This is a genomic window from Nocardia terrae (genome assembly GCF_009760405.1).
GTDB classification, from domain to species: Bacteria; Actinomycetota; Actinomycetes; order Mycobacteriales; family Mycobacteriaceae; genus Nocardia; species Nocardia terrae.
In genome coordinates, this window is record NZ_WRPP01000005.1 from 573,945 (window position 1) to 595,350 (window position 21,406).

Genomic DNA, 21,406 nt, shown 5'->3' on the forward strand with positions numbered 1-21,406 from the left:
GCGCAGCTCGTCGAGCCAGGCTTGTGCGCCCGGATCGACGGGGATCGGCGCTGTACCCAGAACGGAATCGATGTGGCTGAGATGTTCTCGGAGTTCACGGGCGGTCAGGCCCGTGCCGGTCATGAGTGGTCGTGTGGCGGCGCCGGAGAGCGGGTCCGGCCCCGTGATGGTGACGTCGACGCGGGCTCGAGGGTCTGTGGCCGCGGCTTCGGTGATCAACCATCGGCGGGCACTCGACCAGCTCGGCAGCGATTTCCAGACTGTGGCGGTGCCCACGGTCCGGTAGCTGGTGAGGTAGCCGAAGGCGGGGTCGATGTGGTCGGGAGTTCGTGGGTCGTAGGCGACGCCGAGGTCGGTGGGACAGGATCGAACGAGTTCGCCTGCCATCAGCAGGTTTCGGACTCCGATCGGGCTGGCGATCTCAGTGGCGCCGGTACGCGCGTAGTCGACTGCAATGGCGTCGAGCATCTGTTGCATACGGTCGGGGCTTGTCACCCATTCGTCCGCGGCGGCTATCAGGTGCTTCCAGTGTTCGCCCCATGGGGAAGGTGCCTCACGCCACCGTCCGGTGATGATGTCGATCGCGCCGATAAGCTGCTGATGCTGGGTTTCGGAGACGATCGCCCACTGTTGCATCACCGTCATCTGGAAGAGGTGTCGGAAGTCTTCGCGCAGTCGGCTTTCGGTGAATTCATCTGGGCTGTCGTGTGTTTCGTCCATGACTGGGCCTCCTTCGCAAAGGTTGGGTCGTACGCCTCCTCGGCGGCGGGATTCGTGGTCGATACTCGGCGCGGACCGGCTGCGCTCACAGCGGTGATCGGTGCTGGAATTTGAGGCATTGCCTGTATGGATGTGTTCCAAATCCACTGCGCCAGTGGCAGGTTCGGGTCGTTGGGTGCCGGGGCACCGTTTGTGGCCGCTGAGATGAGGTAACACGCGGTGGGCGGATCGGTGTCGGTGAGGATCAGCGCCGCGAGCGCGTGGGTGGCAGGCTGGTTGTAGCGCATGGCTTTTCGGAATCGACGGCTGCGGGCGACCAGGCCGGTGACCAGCGTGTGTTCGAAGACGGATTCGAAGGGAATCCAGTCGGCGGTCACGTTCATCAACGCGACCCGGTCGGCGACGGCAACTCCGGCGTCTGTGATGCCGAAGGTGAACAGTGCAATCAGCTTGGTGTCCGGCAGCGCCTGCCGCAGGCCGAGTTCGGTTGCGAAGTTCCGATGCAGGATGGCCAGCGTCTCGGGGTTGAGGATGAACGGACAGTCCGGGGCGTGTTTGACGATCAGCTTGTGTCGTCCGAAACGGGCGGCACCGATGTCTTTGACTTCGCCGAGCCCGAGTAGCAGTCGCTTATGTCTGCCCGACGCGGCGTAGGGAGCGAACATTGTGGCGCGCCGCGCGGCGATGTCGATCTTCTCTGCCACGGTGAATGGTTCTGGTAGCCACAGGAGTTCAGCAAGCGTGCGACTCTTGGTCGCCTTCGCATCGGCGGCCAGGAGGACGTATCGGCGGATGGCAGGCCAGCGGCGCCGACCGGCCATCGCGGGTACCCATCGGACGAATTCGGCTTCGTCCCACAGTAAGTGCAGCAATCCACGCAGGCTGAGCTTGGCATTGTCGCATTCGTTCTCTGCTGCGGCATCACATTGACCGGTGGTGGCGGTGGATGCCCGTGCCGGGTGACGGGTCAATGGGAATCCGAGGGTGAGGCGGGTCAGCCCAGTCCCGGGTTGTTCGCGGATGGCGGTGCCGATCAGCGGTGCGAGGCCGGTCAGTTCGACGGGCGGGGTGAATGACGGGCATGCCGGCGCGTGGTGGGGTCCCGTACCGGGCATTCGTTTGAGCACGTAGCGTCCGCCGATGCGAGCGACGTACATGTCGACGCCCCCGGTTTCGGTTGCGCTGCACAAGCATCGGGGTCGCCGTCCTGGGCTGCGGTGCACGGCCGCCAGCAGTGGCTGCAGGTAGTCGTCGCAGATGTGGAACCGGTCGATGAGCTGATCGTCGATGGCGTACATCCGCACTCACCGCCCACCGATGGTGGGCTCCGCGGTGCGCGGGACGTGGGTGGCGATGTCCTCGGCAACAAATCCCTCGAGGTCAGCATGCACAGGTTGTGGATGATTCTGTGAGCGGCAGTGATGTGGGCGGCAGGCAGAGAAGTCGCTGTTGCGCGTGAGGCGCTCCATGACCGGCCACAGCCATTGGGTGTGCCAGGCAGTCAGGTCCTCGCGCGGCAGGTCGATAGCGTCGCGGTCGCACCGGTACGCGGCGCTGTGCGCGGCCATCAGGGCAGTGAGTTCTTCGACCACCGAGTCGTGGCGGTACCAGCAGGCCGGGACTCTGGAGCCGAGTTGGTAGCGGTGGCGCAACCAGTCGACCCAGTCGATCAGTTCCGTCCACAGTTGTGCCGCGCCTTGCTGATCCAGGTCCCGCCAGCTGTAGCGGCACGGCCACAGCCGTGACGAAGAACCGTCGGCCTCGCGATCGGGTTGCGCTAGTGGGCTATTCATCACCTGGTCCTCCTTCCCTGCGACGCTGAGGGTCTGAGTGCTCGGGTCGTGGCGGTGGTCGCCGCCCCGCAACGATGTCGTCGAAGACACGGGTGGACGCGGTCACGGTGTGCCGCCAGGGCGCGTACTCCCAGACGCTGGGCAAACTCAGCAGCATGGCGGGTGCGTTGCGGTAGATCAGCAACGCGTGATCGCTGGCCAGTTCCCGGATTTCATCGGCGCGCAGCACGGTGTCGTCATGCAGGGAGTAGGTGCGCGACCCTTCGTGCAGGCTGGCTTCCCAACGACGCCGCTCCCCGATCAACCGCGACAATGCCGAGAGCTCCTCGACGCCACGCAAGCCGGGCAGCACGAGCATGGCGGGCGCGGACTGGGCCAAGACCCTGCCCCCTTCGGCACCCCACCGGAGTTCGTTCTGATCCTGGTTGTGCGCGAAGGCCCAGACCATGATTCCTTTGCCACCGGAGTCGGTCATGATCTGGGGCAGATCGGGAATCGGTGCGACATTGTTCATTTCGTCCAGCACGAGCCGCACCGGCGGATCCAGCCGCTTACTCGGCGCACGCTGCGAGGCGCGGTCCGCGACGTGATGGACCTCCGTGGCGAGTGCGGCAACAAACGGTGCCATCGACCGTGACGTGCCTTTGGAGACCAGGTACAGCGTGTTCACGCCGGACAGAACGAATTCGGCCACGTCGAAGGACTGCTCCACCGGGATATCCACCGCGGCCAGCAGCGTCGGCGACGCCAATGGTTCCAGCAGCCGCGACGCCGCGGCGAGCACATCGTCACTGGATTCGCTTGCCGAAGACAAGATTTGGTCGAGTTCGCTGGCCCAATCGGGCAGCGTGTCGGCGAGGATGTCGACAGGCGTGTGGTTGGTGCGTGCGGAGACCCAAACGCGGACTTCGCGAATCGAGAGCTCGCGCAGCGCTGCCGCGTGCAGGCAGCAGCGCAACATGGTGGCGGCCTTCTGCTCGAAATACGCGCCATTGCGGGTGCCTTCCAAGGGCATCGCCCGCGCAAGGGCATCGGCGCGGCGAATGGCGGTATCGGGGTCGGTGCAGCCGGCCAGGATCGACCAGGCGATACCGGCCGGCCATCCGGTGAGGCGTTCGGGGTCGAACACCGCAACCCGCCCCCGTGCGGCGCGCTCGGTGAGAGTGGCGGCGACGAGGTCGGCTTTGGTCGTGGTGGCGAGCACGAATCCGGGTGCGTCGATGACCCGCTGCCACGCCACCCGCCAGGTCTTGCCCGCTCCGGTGGGGCCGTGCACGATCACGCCGTCGCGATGCTGCAGCCACACGTGTCGACGCGGCTGCTCGACGAGGCAACCGACATCCACAGCGAGGGGCGGACGATTCGTTTTGCCCTGCCTGGCAAATGCTTTCATCATCGCCGCCAACGCAAACCTGCCCTCCTCCGGTCCGGCCGTTGTCCGGCCAGTCGCGGAAACTCACGTGCCGCCTTATGGGCAGCAGCGTGCTCGTCGAGACCGAGGTGATGCAGGTCGGCCGAACCGGCAAGACCGTCGCGGTGGCGGCGACGGACTCGCGCGTCGATTTCGCTGCCTGCCAGGCCGATCACCGTGCACCACAGCCCTGCGGTGACGAAAATGCACAGCCAGCACAGCCAAGCCGGGCCAGGCCGCGGGTCGTGTGGCCACGCAGCGGCAGGGTCGTCAGGCTGTGCCAGGAGCTGAATCAGTGTCGCTGACATGCCGTCTGGCGCAACGATTCCGAATCCGTGGCCAGCGATTGCGCCAGACAGTGCGCCGCCGCCGAACACCCCGGCTATCACCGTGGTGATGAGATAGCCAGCCAGCGTCAGCCCGGCCGGGAGAAGGGGCTCACGTCGTATCGGGTGCGGGATTCGGCGTCGGCTGCTCATGACGGCTTACCCTCTGCCGGAGCAGGGTCGGTGTTCGCTCGGGACAGGTCTCGCAGCGCGAGGACGTCAGTATCCGCGAACCCGCTGACTTGCCCGGTGATCGCCGCGTCTGTGTCGGTGAGTTCAGCCTCGAACGGCGAACGGATGTGGGTGACCAGGATCGGATCGCGGGACCCGATCTTGACCAGCGCCTGGCCTCGGCCCAGCCGCATCAGGGTGTCCTCGGTCCCGGGCGGGAGTCGGTACAGGCGGGCGGTTTCGGCGGCGTCGTCGGCGCGGGCTTGCCCGAACAAGACCACGATCGACGCTTCGGCCATCAGCGACCGTGCCGCGGAATCCGCGGGCGTGTCGGCAGGGTGATGGAAAGCGCTGACCGTCGAAAGCGCAAGGCCGCGCGAGAGTTTCAGATTCGATCGGAAGACCTCACCGGTAGAGCCGACCGCGACATGCCAGCCTTCCTCGACAACGAGAATGGTCTGTTCGTGCGCGGCCGAGCGCGCGGCCAGCTTGTTGGCCAACCACGTGTTCGCCGTGGTCATCACCACCCGCAGTGCGGGCCCGTCGGTCGGCAACGCGGACAGGTCCAGATGGACCAGTGGATGGGTGTCGAGGGCGTCACGGACCGCGGGGCTGGTGGGTGCGTCCACCAGGCCGCGCAGGTCGCGGTCCGCAAGGCGCAGCAGCGCCAGTCCGGGCTCGAGGCCCCATTCCAGGGCGCGGTCACTCCAGCGTCCGCCGAAGCCGTGCCCGTCATCAGGTACGGGATCCAGCAGGCGCATCGCCAGTTCCCGGATCACCGGATCACGACCTCGAGCACGGGCGTCGGCGTTGACCAGACCGAGTCCAGCACCGACTGCCGCTTTCTCCTTCTCGTCGAGTTCGCGTCCCATAGCGTCGGTGAGCACGGCCAGCACGAGCGCTTCCTGCCCGGCGGGCACCACACCGTCGAGGCCGCCGCTATGCAGACCACCGGCACTGATGGCGGGGTCCAGCAAGTTGAGGCGGGCACCGGATCCTCCGACTTTGAACCGGATGCTCTCCGCGCCAAGAGCTTCCGCGAGCGGGGTATATTCGCCGCGGCCGGCTTGGGGCTTTTTGTCCAGCACGACGACTTGGCGGCCCGCGACGAGTTGCCGCAGTACACATACGGTTTTGATCCAGGACGATTTGCCGCGACCGATGTCACCGATCACGCACACGTTGATGCCGGAGGTCTCATCACCATAGGCGGCGAACGCGTCGACGATCTCGAGCTCCTGCGAGATGGTGTTGAGCCCCGCCAGCACTCCGTCTTGGCGGACACGGCGGCGGCTGGTGGCTAGATTCCATGCCTCTGCCTGGCGGGTGGTTGTCCATGCGCCTTCACTGCGTGGCTCGTACCAGCCGTAGCGGTCCAGCCATCGAGCGCGGCGCGGCGCTGGTCGCCGCGGCAGGTCCGCGACGTCGCCATGAGCGGATCCGGTGGTCGCTGTCCGGCCGCGCCGGGCGCGACTGCCTTGTTCGTCGGGCTGGCTCGATGCGCCGGCTCGGTGGTATCGCAGCATGGGGCACCTCCAATCAGCGGGTGTGCGGGGTGGCGGCCAATCCGCCGGCCAACGGGAGAGTGGTGAACATCGCGACGTCGTGATCGCCGGTGCACCAGTCGATTTCGGTGATCGCGGAGTCGTTGGCGGCTTCGGTGACGCGCAGGCAGGCGCGGTCGAGATCGTCGGGGTCGCGCCCGGTGACCGCGATGGAGGCGGTGTAAATGGCGCCGTGGTGGCCGGAGCCCGGCATGAGGTCGTGGCGGCGGCGCTCGGAGGCGCTGGCCAGCACTTCGGTGGAGCCGTCGTCGAGCTTGCCCTTCTCCTGCTCTTTGGCCTTGCGAGCCTGGTCGGCCGTGACGTCGCCCTTCGTGGCGGCACGCGCACGATGGGCGGGCACGAAATCCAGGCGCACGCTCAGGGTGCGGATGGTCGGCATCGGGGGCAGATCGTCGTCGCCAGGGTCGGCGTCGACACCGGTGAGCAACGGCGCCAGCCACAACGGCCCCAACGTGACGGGCTCGATGGCACGGGGCCGAATGTGCCCGACGCGGGTGCGCCACTGCTGGTTCGGGCCGATCGCGACGCAGTCGCGGCCGCCGATGTAGCTGGGCCAACATGTCCCCCAGGCGGCGTCACGGTGCCGGTCGATCTTGCGGCTCGGGTCGAGTAGAGCGCGGATGACCGCACACGCCCTGCGTTCGCCGAGAACATCGACACGTCCCATGCCCGCCATCGCCAATAGTCGTGCGGCACGTTCGGTTTCGTCGCGCACGACCTGAGCGATACCACCGGCGATCGGCGCTGATTTAGCCCGAGCCAACCGCGCGGTGTCTGCCATGAACGCCTCGGTCTGAGGAAAGCGCAACACCAGGAAGGACCGATGTTCTTCCGCGAGGGGGGACACGGTATCGATCAAGGTGCCGTAGGACTCCACGGCCGGTAGCAGTCGTGCATCCTGAAGTCGCGCGACCCGCCCGTGCGCCCATCGAGTATGGCGGGTCATATCATGCGGGACGCTGCGGTGCAGCAACTGCAGACCGCGCACGTGGGAGCTGGTGCGCGCCATCTGCGCCAGGAACGTCCCGAACGCCATCGACATGGCGGCGTAGGCGGTGTCGCCACGCAGCCCGTCGGCGATGCCGTCGACAGCGATGACCACCGAATAGTAGTGGCGCTCCCCCGGATTCGCGTGGCGCAGGATGAACATGTCATCCAAGCCGGTGCCGGTCACCGGCAGCGGTGCGGTATTGCCCAACGGCGGCGGCAACTCCCAGCCCGGATCCAGGTCGGGGTCCCCGTGAGCGGGGTCGCCGGGATTGCGGTAGACGTGTTCGCCACGGCGATACCTGCTCCAGGTGCGCAGCTCGTGGGCTCGCCGTGACGCGTAGGAAGGTTTGTCCCGCCATTCCATCGTGGTCGCGAACACCGTGATCAAGAGACCCAATGCGGTGGCGATGGCCCACGCTTGCCCACCCCCGAGGATGTAGATGGCCAGCGCGGCAACAATATTGAGCGCCCAGGCGGTCAAGACCGGCCGCGATAACCCCAGCCAGCTGCGGCGGGCGATCTCCCCGCCGAGAATCGACGTGCGCATGCCCGCACTCATTGGTCGCTCCCCGGCTCAGCTTCACCGGGCGCGGCTTCGGCGGTGCTGCGCGCCTTGTTCAACGCCCCCGACGCCGCTTGCGCTGCGATGGGTGAGGCGATCATCGCCGTCTTGCCGAGACCACGAGCGACGGAGCCGATCCCACCCAGCGCTGTCCGCGCCGCTTCCCTGCCCCGATGAGACTTCGCTGCGGTGTTCGCGCTCAACGTGCCGGAAAACCGTGCGGCCGTTGGCGATGCCCCAGTGTTTCCTCCGTCCTTCGTGTGCTCGGCGCTGCCTTCCTCACGCCCAGTCCCTTCGGACCGGCCGCCTCCTGCGCTTCCTCGGCCGGAGCGTCCACTGCCACGCCCGCCGCGACCGCGACCGGTCCACCACATCGCTGTGCCGGCACCACCGACCGCGCCGGCCATCAGCGAACCGGACTGTCCGAAGCCGGCGGCATCCGACCGTGAGGGCAACAGCGGCGCGTACCGCAACAACGTCCACGGCGCCAACCCGACCACAAGGAACGCGACGACCACCAAACACAATTGCCCCAGGACGCCGAGCTGCTCCTGGCCTGTGCCACCCTCGGTCAAAGCGGAGTTCAGTAGCCCGGTCATGGTCGCCAGCAACAGGAACAGCAGCGGCTTGGAAAACACGATCGCGACGAACAACAGCACCGGCCGCAGTGCCTTGCGCCGCCAATGCGGATGCACCCACATCCCGAATCCGATGCCCGACGCCACCGCCAACATGGGCAATGCGACCTGATGCATGAGCAGGCCGAAGAACACCGCCAGCGCTCCGGCGATCAAGAGTAGAAACAGCAGCAGTCCGACCAGGGTGCCCCCAACCAGGTCCTTGGAAGTGAGCTTGCCGGTGAACATCTGCAGATTGGTGATCATGTGTCCCATATCCGGGCCGGCCGCACGAGTAATCGCATCGGAGGCGTCGTTGGCGAGCGTCACCAGCAAGGTCGCGAACATCGGCGCGAACAGCATCAGCAGCACCCCGGCGGGCATATAGCCGAACAGGTCGGCGCTGATCGTTTTGATGGTTTCGCCCTTTGCGGCGGCGCGCCACAGCGCGAGCAACGTCATCGCACCCATGACGATCACACCGATACCTGTGCTCAGGGCATACCAGTGCAAGAACCACTCCGCTGTCGGATCGAATCGGCCGACACTGGCCAGCCCGTCCAGCACCCGCGAGCTCAGTTCGACCGCACTGTCTTTCGACGAATTTGCCCAGTCATCGATGACGCTCTCCGGGTTGTCGACGAAACGCGCCACCGACGAGCCGACCTTCCACAGCCAACCGAATCCCGACGCGATCGCCGCCCCACCGGCGAATTGCGATCCGACCGCCGCATCGACGACCTTCTCGATCCGGTCGGACAGAGTCGTGTTCTGGTCGAGCCAGTTGGCGGTGCCACCGAACAGCTTGCCCACCGCGCGATTCCATACGAGACAATGGGTTTGATCACCGTTGGCGGGGTCCGAGCCCGCGCAGTCGACGAAGAAGGCGTGGCTGCAATAGGCGAAGCCGACGTGGCACGGATCGGTCCAGACCTGGTCGGGGACCTTCTGCCCGCCGAGTTGCGCACGGATCGCGGTCATCGATTGGTCGTCGGGGTGGGTGGCCCAGTCGAAGCCCCACACCTTCCAGGCCGGACGGCCCGTCCACCGTTTCAGATCATCAGCGCAGGCCGGTGCAGGCATCCGATACTCGGGGTCGCCGGCCGGAAAAACCCTCGGCAACATGTCCTTCGGTGGTTCACCATGCTGGCTGATCAAGGTTTGTACCGCAGTCTGCCTATCGGGCAGGTCGCCGCCCAGCAACTGAGCTTTCTGTTTGTCGTCAGCGGTCCAATACAGCAGCCGATCCTCCACCGGCATCACCGCATTCACGTAGGCACCGACGTCACCGCCCCGGTCAGCACAGACGCCCGAGAACCAGGCCGCCCGGAATTCGTCTGTGTCAGAGACGAATTGACGCAGATCAGCCGGGAATCCATCCGGCAGCGTTCCCGTCGACACCGGTGTGGTCACAGGAGCCGCGGCGGCGATCCCCACCGAATACATCAAAGCGGCGAATACCGCTGCCGCAGCAAAGAGTACGCCGATGAATCGTCGTGCGCGCATGGCCTGATCACCGCCTTTCAGTTGATGTAGAAGCTGTAGTAGCCCGATTCGAGCGCCCCGCTCAGCGGCGACTGCGCACCCGGAGCCACGGCCTGCTCGGGCGTCGGTCCGGTCGCGGAGCCAAGCTCCTTGACCTTCCAGTCGTCTTTTTCCCACACCAGCGACACGGTGTGAGTCGCCCACGCGGTGATCACCGATGCCGGGTCCCCGTCGCCGATCGATGACCGGGACACCGCGACCGTCCATACGCTCACCCGCGCGGCCGACCGCGAGAGCTCCAGGACCGATACGGCCGCCGGAACAAGGTTGACCACATCGCGGTCGGCAGCTCGGTCCGCGCCGATTCCCAGCGAACGCCGCAGCCCCGGTCCGGGATCGCGAGCAACGACCGCGCGCTCCACCGTCTCCATCCGGATGCGTCCTTCACCGGCTTGGGTCAATGCCTGCACAGCATTCACCGCCGCGGTCTCCGCACCCGCCCGATCGCGGGCGTATCCGACCGGAACACCGTCCACGGTTGCGGTCGGCCCGTGCGCGACCCGCACCGTACCCGTCAGCCCATGGCCATCTCCTGCCCGCGAGCCACAGGAACCGATGACGAAAAGACCTGCAGCACTTACAGAGACCGTCGCCAGGGCGACCATCAGCCACCGGCGCACAGACCTCCGAGGATGTCTTCTGATCGAGTCCGATTTGCCGAACGCGGCCGAGGTTGCGGACGCGGATTCCGGGGATAGTTGCGCGAATCGTTTGCCGTATGTGCGCATCACGGTTCCTCCTCACTCGAGAGGTTCAGCCGCCGACCACGAACAGAACGGTGGCCACGAGCGGGGATGCGAGCCCGACCAGGCCCAGGGAGATCAGGGCATCCTGAAGTTCCTCGCTACCTTCGGCGAGATCGTTCGTGTAACCGCGGGCCTTGGCGCGTTTGACCTTGAACGCGCCGACGATCACCCGCACCGCCGCACCGATCACGACCAGCGCCCACAGGAACGCCACGATCCGTTTCCACGACGAGTCCAACGCACCATCGAAGAGCCCGAAGTCCGGACGGATACCACCCAGCGGGTTCGTGATCTGCGCCGAGGCCGTAGGCGCCACACAGACGATCAGGCCAGCACCCATCCCGATAGTGATTGCGGCACGGATTGCCTGAATCCTCTGCGGGTCTGCATCTTTCTTAGTCATCCTGGTTCACCTCCTGAATTCGGGTGCGTATTCACCAGCCCGGATCGAGTTCGTCGAAGGGGCCGCGCGCAGTGGTAGTGCCGGCATTCCGGCCGCGTGAGAGCTGGCCTTCATGCAGGGCGTATGCCAGCAGTCGCTGGTGGGTGGCGTCGTCTGCTCCTGCCGCCCAGCGGGCATCGGGGACGAACCGGGTTTCCATCGGAAGGTGCCGGGTGGCAAGGGTTTCAGCGACGGTGTCGGCCACCGTGGCGGCGACTTCGGTCCAGGCGCGCACCGAGGCGCGGCCCATCCGCGTGAGCACGATGCGTTCACCGCCCGCCAGGACCGGGTCGAACGGCACCGCGACGATGCGGGTGATCCCCGCCGCCACCAAGGTGGCGACGATCTTGGCATGCTTGGGGCCGACGCCGCACAGCGCGATCACCGTGCGGGCGGCCAGGTCTTCGTGCCCGTCCTCGGCGATGCCGTCGAGTAGCCGCAATGCCGACACGATCACATCGCGGCGCTCGATGATCGGCACGACCAGCTGGGTGGCGTTGGCGACAGCCCACCGGAATGCCTCGGCGCGGTCATTGGTACCGGTATCGACCACCACCATTTCGCGGTGGCGCCGCAAGACTGCCAGGATCGCCGCGCACTCGTCTCGGCCGATGCAGATGCTGCCACCGGGTGTCTGGTCCGAGGCCAGGATTTCGTCGAGGGTGGGTTGGCGTTGCAGGAATCGAGCCAAACCGGAGGCATCGGCGTTGGCCGTGCACAGTTCACGGGCATGTCCCAGGACGTCCCAAACCGTATGCTGGCTCGCACAACTGGCAGCCCGCGCGGCGAGGCTCCCGCAGGCTTCGTGCGCGTCCCAGGCCACCACCCGGCCACCGCGGTGTCGCCCGAACAACGCCGACAGCAGCACTGTCGCCGGGGTCTTTCCGCTACCGCCTTTCGGATTCGCGACGACGACCACGGGCGTACCCGGCAGCGGCTGGCGGATACGTTCCACCGCTTGGCGATACACCACTTCATCGCCCCGACGTCGGGGCCGAATCCGGAGGCCGAAGGCGTTGACTCGACCGCGCCACCCCCACCGCGCGGGATCGGTGTGGACTCCTGCCGCGGGTTTCAACAGCATCGCCAGCCGGGCCTCACGCACCGCAGCGACCTCGTCCGCGGATGGCTCGGAGGATCCGGCCAGATTCTCCTCGCCGACGCCGTAGGGATCCCGATCCTGTTGCATCGGATCGCTTTCGGCCTGACACGAGCCGAGATGGTCTGTCTCGCCGACGATACTGGTGCCGCCGTCGTCGCTGCCGACGCGTAGCCGTTGCCGACGCAGATCGACGGGCTGCTCAGCGCTGTAGTCATCGCGTTCAGCGGCGTCGGCGTTCGTCTCGACTTCGTTGTTCATGGTGGCCCTCCTCTCCCAATTCCGCTGCTAGCTCGCGACTTTCGCCGCTTATGGTGAAACCTCGACGTAGTCGACGAACCAGGCGCTGGCATGCCATCGGGGACCGCATCTCGGTCCAGCAGGTATCCCGCGTCCATTCCTCGTTCTCGCCCTTCATGACGCGCCACCGTTCGCAAGGACGTAGGTGGCCGCCAGAGCTGGGATCGCTTTGACGTAATGCAGGGTCTGGGAGTTCTGGCACACGCCGCCTGCAGCCAATGTCCCCTCGGGGCCGCAGTTGTACATGCTCAGCCACAACTCGGTCAGGTCGCCGCGCAAACTGCCCTGTGCTAAACCGGTTTTCGCGCTCCGCACCAGGTCGCAGTCATATCGCGCCTGCGACATCACGGCATCCGGGATCGACCACACATCGATCCGGCCGTCACCGTCACCGTCGATGCCATACGCCGCCCACGTCGCGGGCATAAATTGTGCGGGTCCCTGTGCGCCCGCGTCTGGCGACACCGCGTCGGCACGGAATCCGGACTCCTGCCGTAGCTGCGCCGCGAGCAACGGCCCCGTCACATCCGGGCAGGTCCTCGCCGCCTTCCGGATCCACGGCTCATATTCCGCCGGAACCGATCCCGAACGAAGCTCATCCCGGCCTACCGCCGACGGGGGTTCACATCCGAGAGCCAATCCCGCCATGCGTGCGGCGAACGCCGTCGACCGGGAACTCCTCGGCCTGACGCTGTCTCCGTTGAGCGGCGTGCTGCCCGCTGGCTGGGCGGTGGTGCTGTCGCCGTCAACGGGCGCGCCGTGTGCGGCCAGCCAGGGCACCGGGTCGATCTGATGTCCGCCCTGCTGGCGGCCGCCCGGCACGACTTCGAAGTGCAGGTGCGGCCCGGTGGCTTCGCCATTACTTCCGACCGCTCCGATCGGCTGGCCGGCCTGGACTTGTTCTCCGACAGTGACGTTGACCCCGTCGTCGAACATGTGCCCGTACACGGTCGACAGGAGTCCACCGTCGATCAGGGTGTCGATAATGATCCAGTTGCCGAATCCCGACGCTGGTCCCGCGGCGACGACCGTGCCGTCCGTGGCCGCGAGGATCGGCGTGCCCTGCGCAGCAGCGAGATCCACACCCAAATGGACTCCGCCGTCTCGAGGACCGAATCCCGAGGACACTGTGAACGTTCCCTCGGGTAGCGGCGTCTCCACGCGCAGGCTCGCGCTTTGCACACTGATGTGCGGTTGCGAACGTGGAATGTCCGGCAGACATCCATGCTGAACCGGAGTGCGATCACCCGACCCGAACAACAGCGCGGCGCCTACGATCGCCAACGCCGCGACCGGCACGAGCAGGACCGGTAACGCGCCGCCCATCACACGACTCCAACTACGTGGCGGATGCGGTTGCCGAACCAGTCGGTCAGCCACTGCACCGTGGTTCGGCCGTCGGAGTCCACGACATAGTGGTCGTAGCCTTGGTGCACACCGGAGAGCAGGAACGACGCCACGTCCGAACCCTCGGACAGCAATTTCGAGATCGCATCGGCGCCGCTGCTGCTGTTGGTGTCGCTCTTGGTGGTGAGCGATTTCGACAACCCGGCCAAGTCGCTGGTACCTGAGCCGCCTGGCTGTGTCGTTTTTCCGGTCAGGGTGTCCAGCGCCAGGGTCGCGAAACCGAGAGCGGTTGGGATGAAGTCGAGCAGGCGGGCACCGACGGCGAGGAGATCGCCTCCGCTGCTGATGGTTTGGGCCAGTGCCCACACCTTGTCCTGCAGCTGACCGACTTGTTGCGCCAACTGCATCACGTCCAGGTTCGCCAGCACAGCCACGATGGCCGAAACAACCTGGGCGGTACCGGTGGTATCGGGGATCATGGCGATCAGCCGTGATGCTGTGTGCAGGTCGACTCCGGCAGCCATTTTCACCAGCGGCTCGAACAGGCCGTTCAGTTGCCCGAACAAGTCGTGCAGACCGCTCACCTTGCCGGCGGTGTCGATCCCAGAGTCCCCCAGGAGCCCGATCATCCGTCCCAACACATCGGACAGACTGGGCACATTCTCGGCGAAGGACAGTCCGTTGCTCACGACGTTGACCAACTGGTTGATCACCACGGACGGCTTGAGCACCGCGAGCACCCGCGCGGCTTGGGAAATCGAGTCGGAGGTCGTCGTTGACAGCGAATCCGTCAGCGGTGTCAGAGCATTCGCCGCCGTCTGCGCGTCCTGCGCCGATCCGATTCGGTCATGATCCTCTCCGCTCTGCGACACAATGTCGGACAACACAGTCAACGCGGTGTTCACATCCGAGCGGCGCAACGCGTCGAGGACCGAACCAGCGGTCTTGTCCGCCGAGCCGTCCGAAGCTTCCGACAGCCGCTTCTGCGCGTCCGGTGTGTTGAAAACCCATGTGCTCAGATCGGCCAATGGTTGAAGGGTTTTCGACACATCGGAAGCGCTCTCGGCCAAGGCGATCGGATCCGCCCCGGACGCCGCCTGCGTGCCCAGGCGAGCCACGGTCGCGGGCAGATCCGTGATCTTGTCGGCCGACAGGTCGCTCGACAGCGCATGCCCAAGATCATCCGTTTGGGTTGGGTCAGGGTCGATTTTGGTCGAGTCGTCGGATTGGGTCAGAGCGTGCCCGATCCCCGCGGTGATCGGGTCTTCGCTGGCGTTCGTGGCGCAGTATTTGTCTTTGGTAGCACAGATTTCCGCGGTCACCGCCGAGAGTCCGCAGAACCCTCCCGCCCGCGTGCCGGCGATGCCCTGCCCGTCCACTGAAGGGCCTACCAACTTGCCGCCGGCCGTACCTTGCTTCGGGTCGGCCACCAGGCCCACAGCCAGTACCCGGTCCGCGGCTACAGGATCTCCGCTACACCCGATCGATGCTGCGACATCACCCACAGCGTCCGCGCCCTGGCTGTAGCCGGCCAGCACGAACTTCGTTGCCGGACAACGGTCCGCGAAGTCGCCGACCACACGCCGCACTGCGGCGACTCCGGTGGCCTTGCTGTCGCTATAGGCCATCCCGTCGAATGCTTCGGCCGCATATGCCGGGAACCGGAACCCAAAATTCTCTCCGAACTGCTGCGCCAGAGCTGTCGCGACGGGCCCGAGCAGTCCCACAGGCTGGGTTTCATCCGCGTCGGCGTGGGTTTCCCAGGTACCGGGCAGGAACACACCAGCCACTGCCGGGCAGCCCGATACGTTCGTAATCGGCAACGCGGGGTCGGCCAACGCTGGGCCAGGAGTGACGGCAGCGAAAGCAGTTACGCCAGCAGCCAACAGAACCAACCCGGCTGTCGATCGTGATGCACCTGCGCTGCAGCGTTGAGGGATTCGATCGCTCCGCCGCGCGCCGTTCATGACCGTTGTCCTTGGCGCTGCTTGCGGGATTGGACCCATTCATCGACCACGGATGCCTCAAGGAGCAGTGGCGAGTTCGCCGAGTCGCCGTTCTTCCACGCTTGGGAATACAGCGGGTGTCCTTGCGACCGCAGGTGTCTGATTCTGTCCGGGGAATGGCCTGTCCGTTCACTTATTTGGTGAATATTCAACACGCGGTCCCGCCACATATGCCCGCAGCGTTCGCACACTTTTTCCGCCACAGCGCACCTCCCTATCCTCGCCATTGATCAACGCAATTCGCGGGACCACATTTTATGAATCCGAAGTGCGTCGACCAGGAATTCGACATGTTTGAACCCAGCCGTGACCAGCACCTGTCGAAATGACATGAACACATCGACCAGCAGGTATCAGGGCGGTGAAATCCGCAACAGATCACCGAGGCAAATCGAGATCTAAGGATCATGGATCAGATCCGTTCGATGCAATATTCGGTGGTGTGCAGATTTAAAAAATCATTTCGGCCGTTCCGCTACTCGTCGTCAACTACCCAACGGTGTCGCACGCGTCGACGGGATCGCAACTCACCGTCGATCATCTCGTCGTAGAGACGCTCGAAACGTTCGTTCAAAGCCGTGTCCCACACGAGTACCGACCGAGTTTCGCCGGGCCGACGAGAACGTCGGCAACCATGCTCGAGGATCTTCATCGCACCCTCTCCCATCCGGCCCCGTACCTGACGAAGCGCACCAGCATTGCGCTCAGGCCCAGAAGCCATCGGGCTGATCCAGGTAGGCAACGACGCACAAGGCAGCAAAATCGCCTGAAGCCTGCCTGGAATTCATCCGGTTCCGCACGGCGGGTGCCGGGAATATCCTCGCGAGAGGAATATATATCGAATGTAACCCATGTCACACAGCTGCACAAGATATCTCCGAAGATAAATTGCAGCGATCCATACTAAAGCAGTGGCAGGTACCGGTAAATTATGGTCACTTGAATCCCAGAAGACCTATGCGGCGCTGTCGCCAGCCCGCCTGCATCGAGGGCAGCTGTCCACTACGGACGTCGGCAGCGGCGGAATCACCGCGACATCAACTAGCGCTTGGGGCTGGTCACCGGCGATGATTCGCGTCCATGTGGACTCCAATTGGATCCATTCATCGACCGGATCGAATCGAATCCTACCGAGCACCGTCGCGGTCATTGTCGTTCCAGCCAGCAGCGCTTCGCAGGTCGCGAGTATCCGCGCCTGATCGTCGGGGTGTAGCAGCGGCCTGTGATGACACCAGCCGGCCATCGGATCGTCGTCGTTGGCGATCCAGTCGTGGACCACCTTCGCATTGAGATCGACCATCGCCAGTGCATGTCCGGGCAGGATCGGGACGTGTCGCATTGCCTTCAAATACATTTCGGGCGTCAGCGGGGTGCTGGCGTCGTCGGCCACCTCGCACACGACGGCTCGCATGCGGCGGCCGGCGCCAGCGCCCTCGGCGCGGGCCGCGATCTGCAGCTGGTGGAGTGTTCCATCCCCGAAAGTCCTTGTTGCGCTACCGATCCATTCGTCGATCGGGTCTTCGAGACTGAGCAAGGCAAGGAAGTCGGATCGGTTCTCGAATCGGTCGAGCTTCGACAACACATCCGGAAGCAGTGATGCTTCAACGGATTCGTCGCCGAGCAGGAGTGCGCGCGCGGTGAGCGATGCCGACACCACTACCGCCGCGTCCCACTCCACCACCCCCACCTCAGGGAGTGGCGGCAGAGCAGCCTCGGCTTCGCCGACCCAGATACAGACCGCGCGAACGTGCCCGTACGGGCCGAGGATCGGAGCTCCTACGATCTTGATCAACGCTCCACACGCCAGTGTCATCGGCTCCATGACAAATCGACGCCTCGCCACGCACTGTGCGATTACAGGCTGAAGGCGACGAACGACGCCGATAGTCGGGGCAACCGATACTCGGTTGAGCCTGGCGAACCGTCGAGGGTGGGGACCATCCGCAATCACCGTGCCCTCGCGGGCCTCGTCAAGGGTCTCCACGACTGCCCAATGGCGGGGAACGTGGGCGCCTGCAGCGTGCTGGCACCGGGAAACTCGGGCGGGCATGTTCATCGGCGACGGCGATACGGCATCATTCGGCTCGGTCATTGGTCTACCCCTTCCAGACAGCGCAAACCATCGTCAGCCGGGTCTTACCCGACGACCACTGCCTGGCGTGGTCCACATTGGACCGACCACAGCCGGATCCCCGCAGGAGCGGGAGCGTAACTCTGTATCGTACCCCGCAAACCTCTAGCGATCTATCGTGAACTTCACGAGCGCAGCCGTGGTTTCCTGGTCGATCGCGACCAAACTGGCGCGAGCACTGATGGGAATCCAACTGCCGTCCACGCCACGCACCCGCAAACGACCACTGGTGCCGGCCTTTGCGAGCCCTTGTGCCATCCCGATCATTTCCCGGCGATCGTCCGGATGCACCTCCGGATCCGGCTCTCCGCGGTTCCTGCGCCAGGCGATCTCATCAGGTACAGGTGAGCCATGCACCCACCGAATCAGGCGGAGGTTCCGGAGATTGATCAACGCCCGGTACTCGCCCGGAGGCGTGTCGGCTTCGAGCAACCGATGTTCCAGCAAAACCAGCGGCTCCGGCTCGCTGGCGGCTCCCGTGGCGGCGATCTCCTGGCTGATCCCTCGGGCGATACGGTGATGGTGCCCATCAGAGTTGGCTTCGTCGTAAATGCGGCAGGAGAAGTGCGACCGGAAGCTACCACCATCGCGGCGGAATACGGTCCAGACTCCCTGATGTGTGGTGCCCGGCAGGGCGGCGATGATGCGTTTCATCGCCAGCAACTCCTTCTCGTCGGTCTGGACCTGAGCAAACATGTTCGCCAACGATCGTTCGGCGCCACGCTGCTCCTCCGGGATGTCAGCGAGCTCCGCCCACTCATCGCTCCCCAGCGCCGTCAGCGTCGTGAGATTGATATCCCACGCACCGGCTCGTGGGCGTGGGGGCAGCGACTCTTCTTCCAATCCCGACCACACCTGTACACCGTGCAATCTGTTACCCACGAAGTGCGGATACACCTCGACATGCCGTCCGGCCCCGATCGCGGTCAGCGGCTCACGCGACCGCCCTACCGCCGCCACGGCTTGCCTGATCTTCGCGGCCGCCCCCTTCACGGCCTTGTCCAGTGACAAGAACTCCTTCGGGTGCCCGCCCCAGTCAACGATCGTGTAGTTACCGTCCAGTTCACCGAATGTCTCGACAAGCAGCCATTGCGGCGACCGTGTGCGCTCCTCCTGCCGTACGATCTTGTCAGCCATGCTGCAATAGTGCGCTTTTCGTGTTCCAAGATCACGGAAACCGGGGAACCATGTCGCTCACCAGCGTCACCTTCGACGAGGCATACTTTCGAGATCCCCACGACTTCTATCGGCAAATCCACGACGACGGGCCGGTGCACCGGTTCGAGACGCCGTCCGGAGTTCACGGATGGCTTATTACCGGCGATCCGATGGCGCGCAAAGTACTCACCGATCCTCGCATCGGCAAGGGGCGCGACACCATGCTCGGAGTATCCAGCGATGACGCCAGTGCCGGATTTCGCCAACGGCTTCTACGCTATGGCACCGAGTGGATGGTCACTCACATGCTCGGATCCGATCCGCCGGACCACACAAGGCTGCGCAGGGCAGTAGCCGACTTCTTCACGCCCCGAGCCGTCGCCGCTATGGAACCTCGAATCCATGCTCTGGCAACGGGATTGATCGATTCGATGGATTCGGCCGAGCCCGTCGACCTGGTTGCTGCACTGGCGTGTCCGCTTCCAGTGGCGGTGATCTGTGAGATCACCGGCATCGACAGCCGACATCAACAGCGAATCGAACGTTCTTCGGCGATTCTCTCCGACGTCACCGTTGCCGAGGCACGTCAATTGCGGGGCGCGAGCATCGATTTCGCGCGCCTGATACTGCCTTACTTTGCCGCGCGACGAGTTCGCCCCAAGAGTGATCTGATCACCGCACTCACACAACAGATCTCGACCGGCGAGGTCAATCTGAAGGAAGCATTATCAACCGTAGCGCTGCTTCTGATCGCCGGACATGAGACCACGTCGAATCTCATTCTCGGTACCGTGCTCTCGTTGCTACGCAGCCCAGAGGAGACCGATCGCGTGCTCACGGAGCCCGATCGGCTGGACGCCATTCTCGACGAAGCGCTGCGCGCTGATCCGCCGCTCCCTGTTGCGACCCTACGTCAGGCGCATACCGACCTCATTATCGCCGGCCAACGGATTCGCCGCGGGGAACTGCTCATGGTCTCGCTCCTCGCAGCCAACCAAGATCCCGAATCCACCACCGACCCAGATAGATTCGACCCCGACCGCCCGGCCCGCCACCTCTCGTTCGGGACCGGTATCCACTATTGCCTCGGTGCACGCCTGGCTCGCGCCGAGGCAACGGCGGCGATCTCAACCCTGCTTCACCGATACCCCCACATGCAGTTGGCCACCGCTCCCACCGAGCTGCGCTGGCGACGAAGCCTCTTCTTCCGTCGTCTCGAAGCGCTTCCCGTCCGACTCACGTAGCATTCATCGACTGGCCGGTAACCCGAATACTCGGCAACCACAAAGCGATTCGCGAGCGCCTCCACTGGAATCGATCGGAGATCGGGCTCAGCTCTCCCATACGCGGCTGTCGATGAACCTCGCCCATGAATCCGCCGGGAACTCGAGGACGGGACCGCGGCCGACATCCTTGGTGTCCCGGACCCTCGTCACGGCGTCACCGTGGAACACCTCCACGCATTGATTGCCGCTGTTCGACCGGCTCGACTTGTACCACTCGCCTTTGACCGGCTTCTTCACGCCGCAAACTCCTTCGCGATCTTCACCACCAGGTCCCTGGTGTCTTGCTTCCCCAACGCTACCGTTCGGATGGCTTCGATCGCCTGTCGATATCGGTCGACTTCCTCGTCGTGCTCGTGGAAGACACTGCCTATAGCACCCTCCGCATAGACGACCGTCGGCAAGGTGAGGCCGCTTGTCCCAGGGGGAAACTCCAGCCAGTCGAATGTTTGCATGGTGAGTCCAGGATTCGCACCGGCCGAGAACGGAATTATCCGAATCGCCACGTTCTCGCGCTCCCCCACCTTCGCCAGCCATTCAAGTTGAACCTGCATCACGCGGGGCTCCCCAACACGGTTCCGCACCACGGCCTCGCTCAACAGCGCCTCGTACTGGAATCCGGAATCGTCGAGCCGCGTTTGACGCTTTGCGCTCAGCTCGATCCGGCGCTCGAGGTCCACCAGGGTCGGACTCGGATTCCCCGCAAGATCGAGTGCACGGCGATAGTCGGGGATCTGGAGCAGCGCCGGAAGGATCACCGGGTTGTGCGAGATGATCTGGCTCGCAACACCTTCCAAGCGCAGGAACTTGCCTGTATTGGGTGCGACCTGGTCCTTGTACGCCTTCCAAACGGCCCCTTGTCCCCTGGCCGCTTTCTCCTCGGTCTTCACCTCGGCCCACAGCTCCAGGGCCTTCGCGCGCGCATCGTCATCAGTCTCGTAGAAGGCGAGCAGGGCGTTGATGTGCAGTTCGCCGAGCCTAGTCGGAGAACCATCCTCCATGCGATCGATGGCTTGCCTCGAAGCACCGATGTGAGTTGCCGCCGCGAGCACAGCCGTCCGTGGCGCACGCATCCTCAGCTCCCGCATGAAGTTGCCGAAATCCAGGCGAGAGACCGTCAATCCGGTCATTTCATTAGCCTCGCTATCTGAGGGATGCCCGGAACGGGCATTGCCCGCGAAGGGCATGTCCGCC

At 64.9% G+C, this 21,406-nt stretch carries 16 protein-coding genes; 1 reads left to right on the forward strand and 15 read right to left on the reverse strand.

Annotated features, from left to right (window positions below; translation table 11 throughout):
• Nucleotides 1-641: 641 nt before the first annotated feature.
• The 13 genes from GPX89_RS26745 to GPX89_RS26805 all read right to left on the reverse strand — a co-directional run bounded on the left by GPX89_RS26745 (nt 642) and on the right by GPX89_RS26805 (nt 18,908).
• Complete coding sequence (locus GPX89_RS26745) at nt 642-2,018, reverse strand: DUF1173 family protein (RefSeq protein ID WP_157390393.1); 1,377 nt, start codon at nt 2,016-2,018, stop codon at nt 642-644.
• 6 nt (nt 2,019-2,024) lie between these two features.
• A complete protein-coding gene (locus GPX89_RS26750; RefSeq protein ID WP_157390394.1) occupies nt 2,025-2,513 on the reverse strand; it encodes a hypothetical protein in 489 nt (162 codons plus the stop codon).
• On the reverse strand, nt 2,506-3,909 hold the full coding sequence (locus GPX89_RS26755) for a type IV secretory system conjugative DNA transfer family protein (protein ID WP_235948245.1): 1,404 nt from the start codon (nt 3,907-3,909) through the stop codon (nt 2,506-2,508). Before GPX89_RS26755 ends, GPX89_RS26750 begins: the two co-directional genes overlap by 8 nt.
• Nucleotides 3,910-4,399: 490 nt before the next feature.
• The gene (locus GPX89_RS26760; protein ID WP_157390396.1) at nt 4,400-5,947 is read right to left on the reverse strand and encodes an ATP/GTP-binding protein; all 1,548 of its coding nucleotides are present in this window, start codon (nt 5,945-5,947) and stop codon (nt 4,400-4,402) included.
• A 13-nt stretch (nt 5,948-5,960) separates the two neighbouring features.
• Nucleotides 5,961-7,523 carry an SCO6880 family protein gene (locus GPX89_RS26765; RefSeq protein ID WP_235948041.1) on the reverse strand — a complete coding sequence of 521 codons (1,563 nt, stop codon included), beginning with the start codon at nt 7,521-7,523 and terminating at the stop codon, nt 5,961-5,963.
• A gap of 8 nt (nt 7,524-7,531) precedes the next feature.
• Nucleotides 7,532-9,661, reverse strand: a complete 2,130-nt coding sequence (locus GPX89_RS26770) for a hypothetical protein (protein ID WP_157390398.1) — start codon at nt 9,659-9,661, stop codon at nt 7,532-7,534.
• Nucleotides 9,662-9,678: 17 nt separating this feature from the next.
• On the reverse strand, nt 9,679-10,176 hold the full coding sequence (locus tag GPX89_RS26775; protein WP_157390399.1) for a hypothetical protein: 498 nt from the start codon (nt 10,174-10,176) through the stop codon (nt 9,679-9,681).
• Nucleotides 10,177-10,453: 277 nt separating this feature from the next.
• Nucleotides 10,454-10,786, reverse strand: coding sequence for a hypothetical protein (locus GPX89_RS26780; protein ID WP_157390400.1), 333 nt, complete (start codon nt 10,784-10,786; stop codon nt 10,454-10,456).
• A gap of 94 nt (nt 10,787-10,880) precedes the next feature.
• Nucleotides 10,881-12,248 carry a MinD/ParA family ATP-binding protein gene (locus GPX89_RS26785; RefSeq protein ID WP_157390401.1) on the reverse strand — a complete coding sequence of 456 codons (1,368 nt, stop codon included), beginning with the start codon at nt 12,246-12,248 and terminating at the stop codon, nt 10,881-10,883.
• 153 nt (nt 12,249-12,401) lie between these two features.
• The gene (locus GPX89_RS26790; RefSeq protein ID WP_157390402.1) at nt 12,402-13,613 is read right to left on the reverse strand and encodes a peptidoglycan DD-metalloendopeptidase family protein; all 1,212 of its coding nucleotides are present in this window, start codon (nt 13,611-13,613) and stop codon (nt 12,402-12,404) included.
• A complete protein-coding gene (locus GPX89_RS26795; protein ID WP_157390403.1) occupies nt 13,613-15,424 on the reverse strand; it encodes a cutinase family protein in 1,812 nt (603 codons plus the stop codon). Before GPX89_RS26795 ends, GPX89_RS26790 begins: the two co-directional genes overlap by 1 nt.
• A gap of 1,171 nt (nt 15,425-16,595) precedes the next feature.
• Entirely contained in the window at nt 16,596-17,732 is a 1,137-nt protein-coding gene (locus GPX89_RS26800) for a GAF domain-containing protein (protein ID WP_198347599.1), read from the reverse strand.
• A 144-nt stretch (nt 17,733-17,876) separates the two neighbouring features.
• Nucleotides 17,877-18,908 (reverse strand): GAF domain-containing protein, encoded by a 1,032-nt coding sequence (locus GPX89_RS26805; protein ID WP_157390405.1) that lies wholly within the window; start codon nt 18,906-18,908, stop codon nt 17,877-17,879.
• A 50-nt stretch (nt 18,909-18,958) separates the two neighbouring features.
• On the opposite strand from GPX89_RS26805, the gene GPX89_RS26810 reads away from it, so the two are divergent.
• Nucleotides 18,959-20,173 carry a cytochrome P450 gene (locus tag GPX89_RS26810; protein ID WP_157390406.1) on the forward strand — a complete coding sequence of 405 codons (1,215 nt, stop codon included), beginning with the start codon at nt 18,959-18,961 and terminating at the stop codon, nt 20,171-20,173.
• 87 nt (nt 20,174-20,260) lie between these two features.
• Here the strand turns inward: GPX89_RS26810 and GPX89_RS44835 are convergent, their stop codons facing one another.
• Together GPX89_RS44835 and GPX89_RS44840 are read right to left on the reverse strand one after the other, a co-directional pair.
• Nucleotides 20,261-20,452, reverse strand: a complete 192-nt coding sequence (locus tag GPX89_RS44835) for a DUF397 domain-containing protein (RefSeq protein ID WP_328602346.1) — start codon at nt 20,450-20,452, stop codon at nt 20,261-20,263.
• Nucleotides 20,449-21,342 (reverse strand): DUF5753 domain-containing protein, encoded by an 894-nt coding sequence (locus GPX89_RS44840; protein ID WP_235948045.1) that lies wholly within the window; start codon nt 21,340-21,342, stop codon nt 20,449-20,451. The genes GPX89_RS44835 and GPX89_RS44840 overlap by 4 nt, the downstream gene beginning before the upstream one ends.
• Between the last annotated feature and the right edge of the window lie 64 nt (nt 21,343-21,406).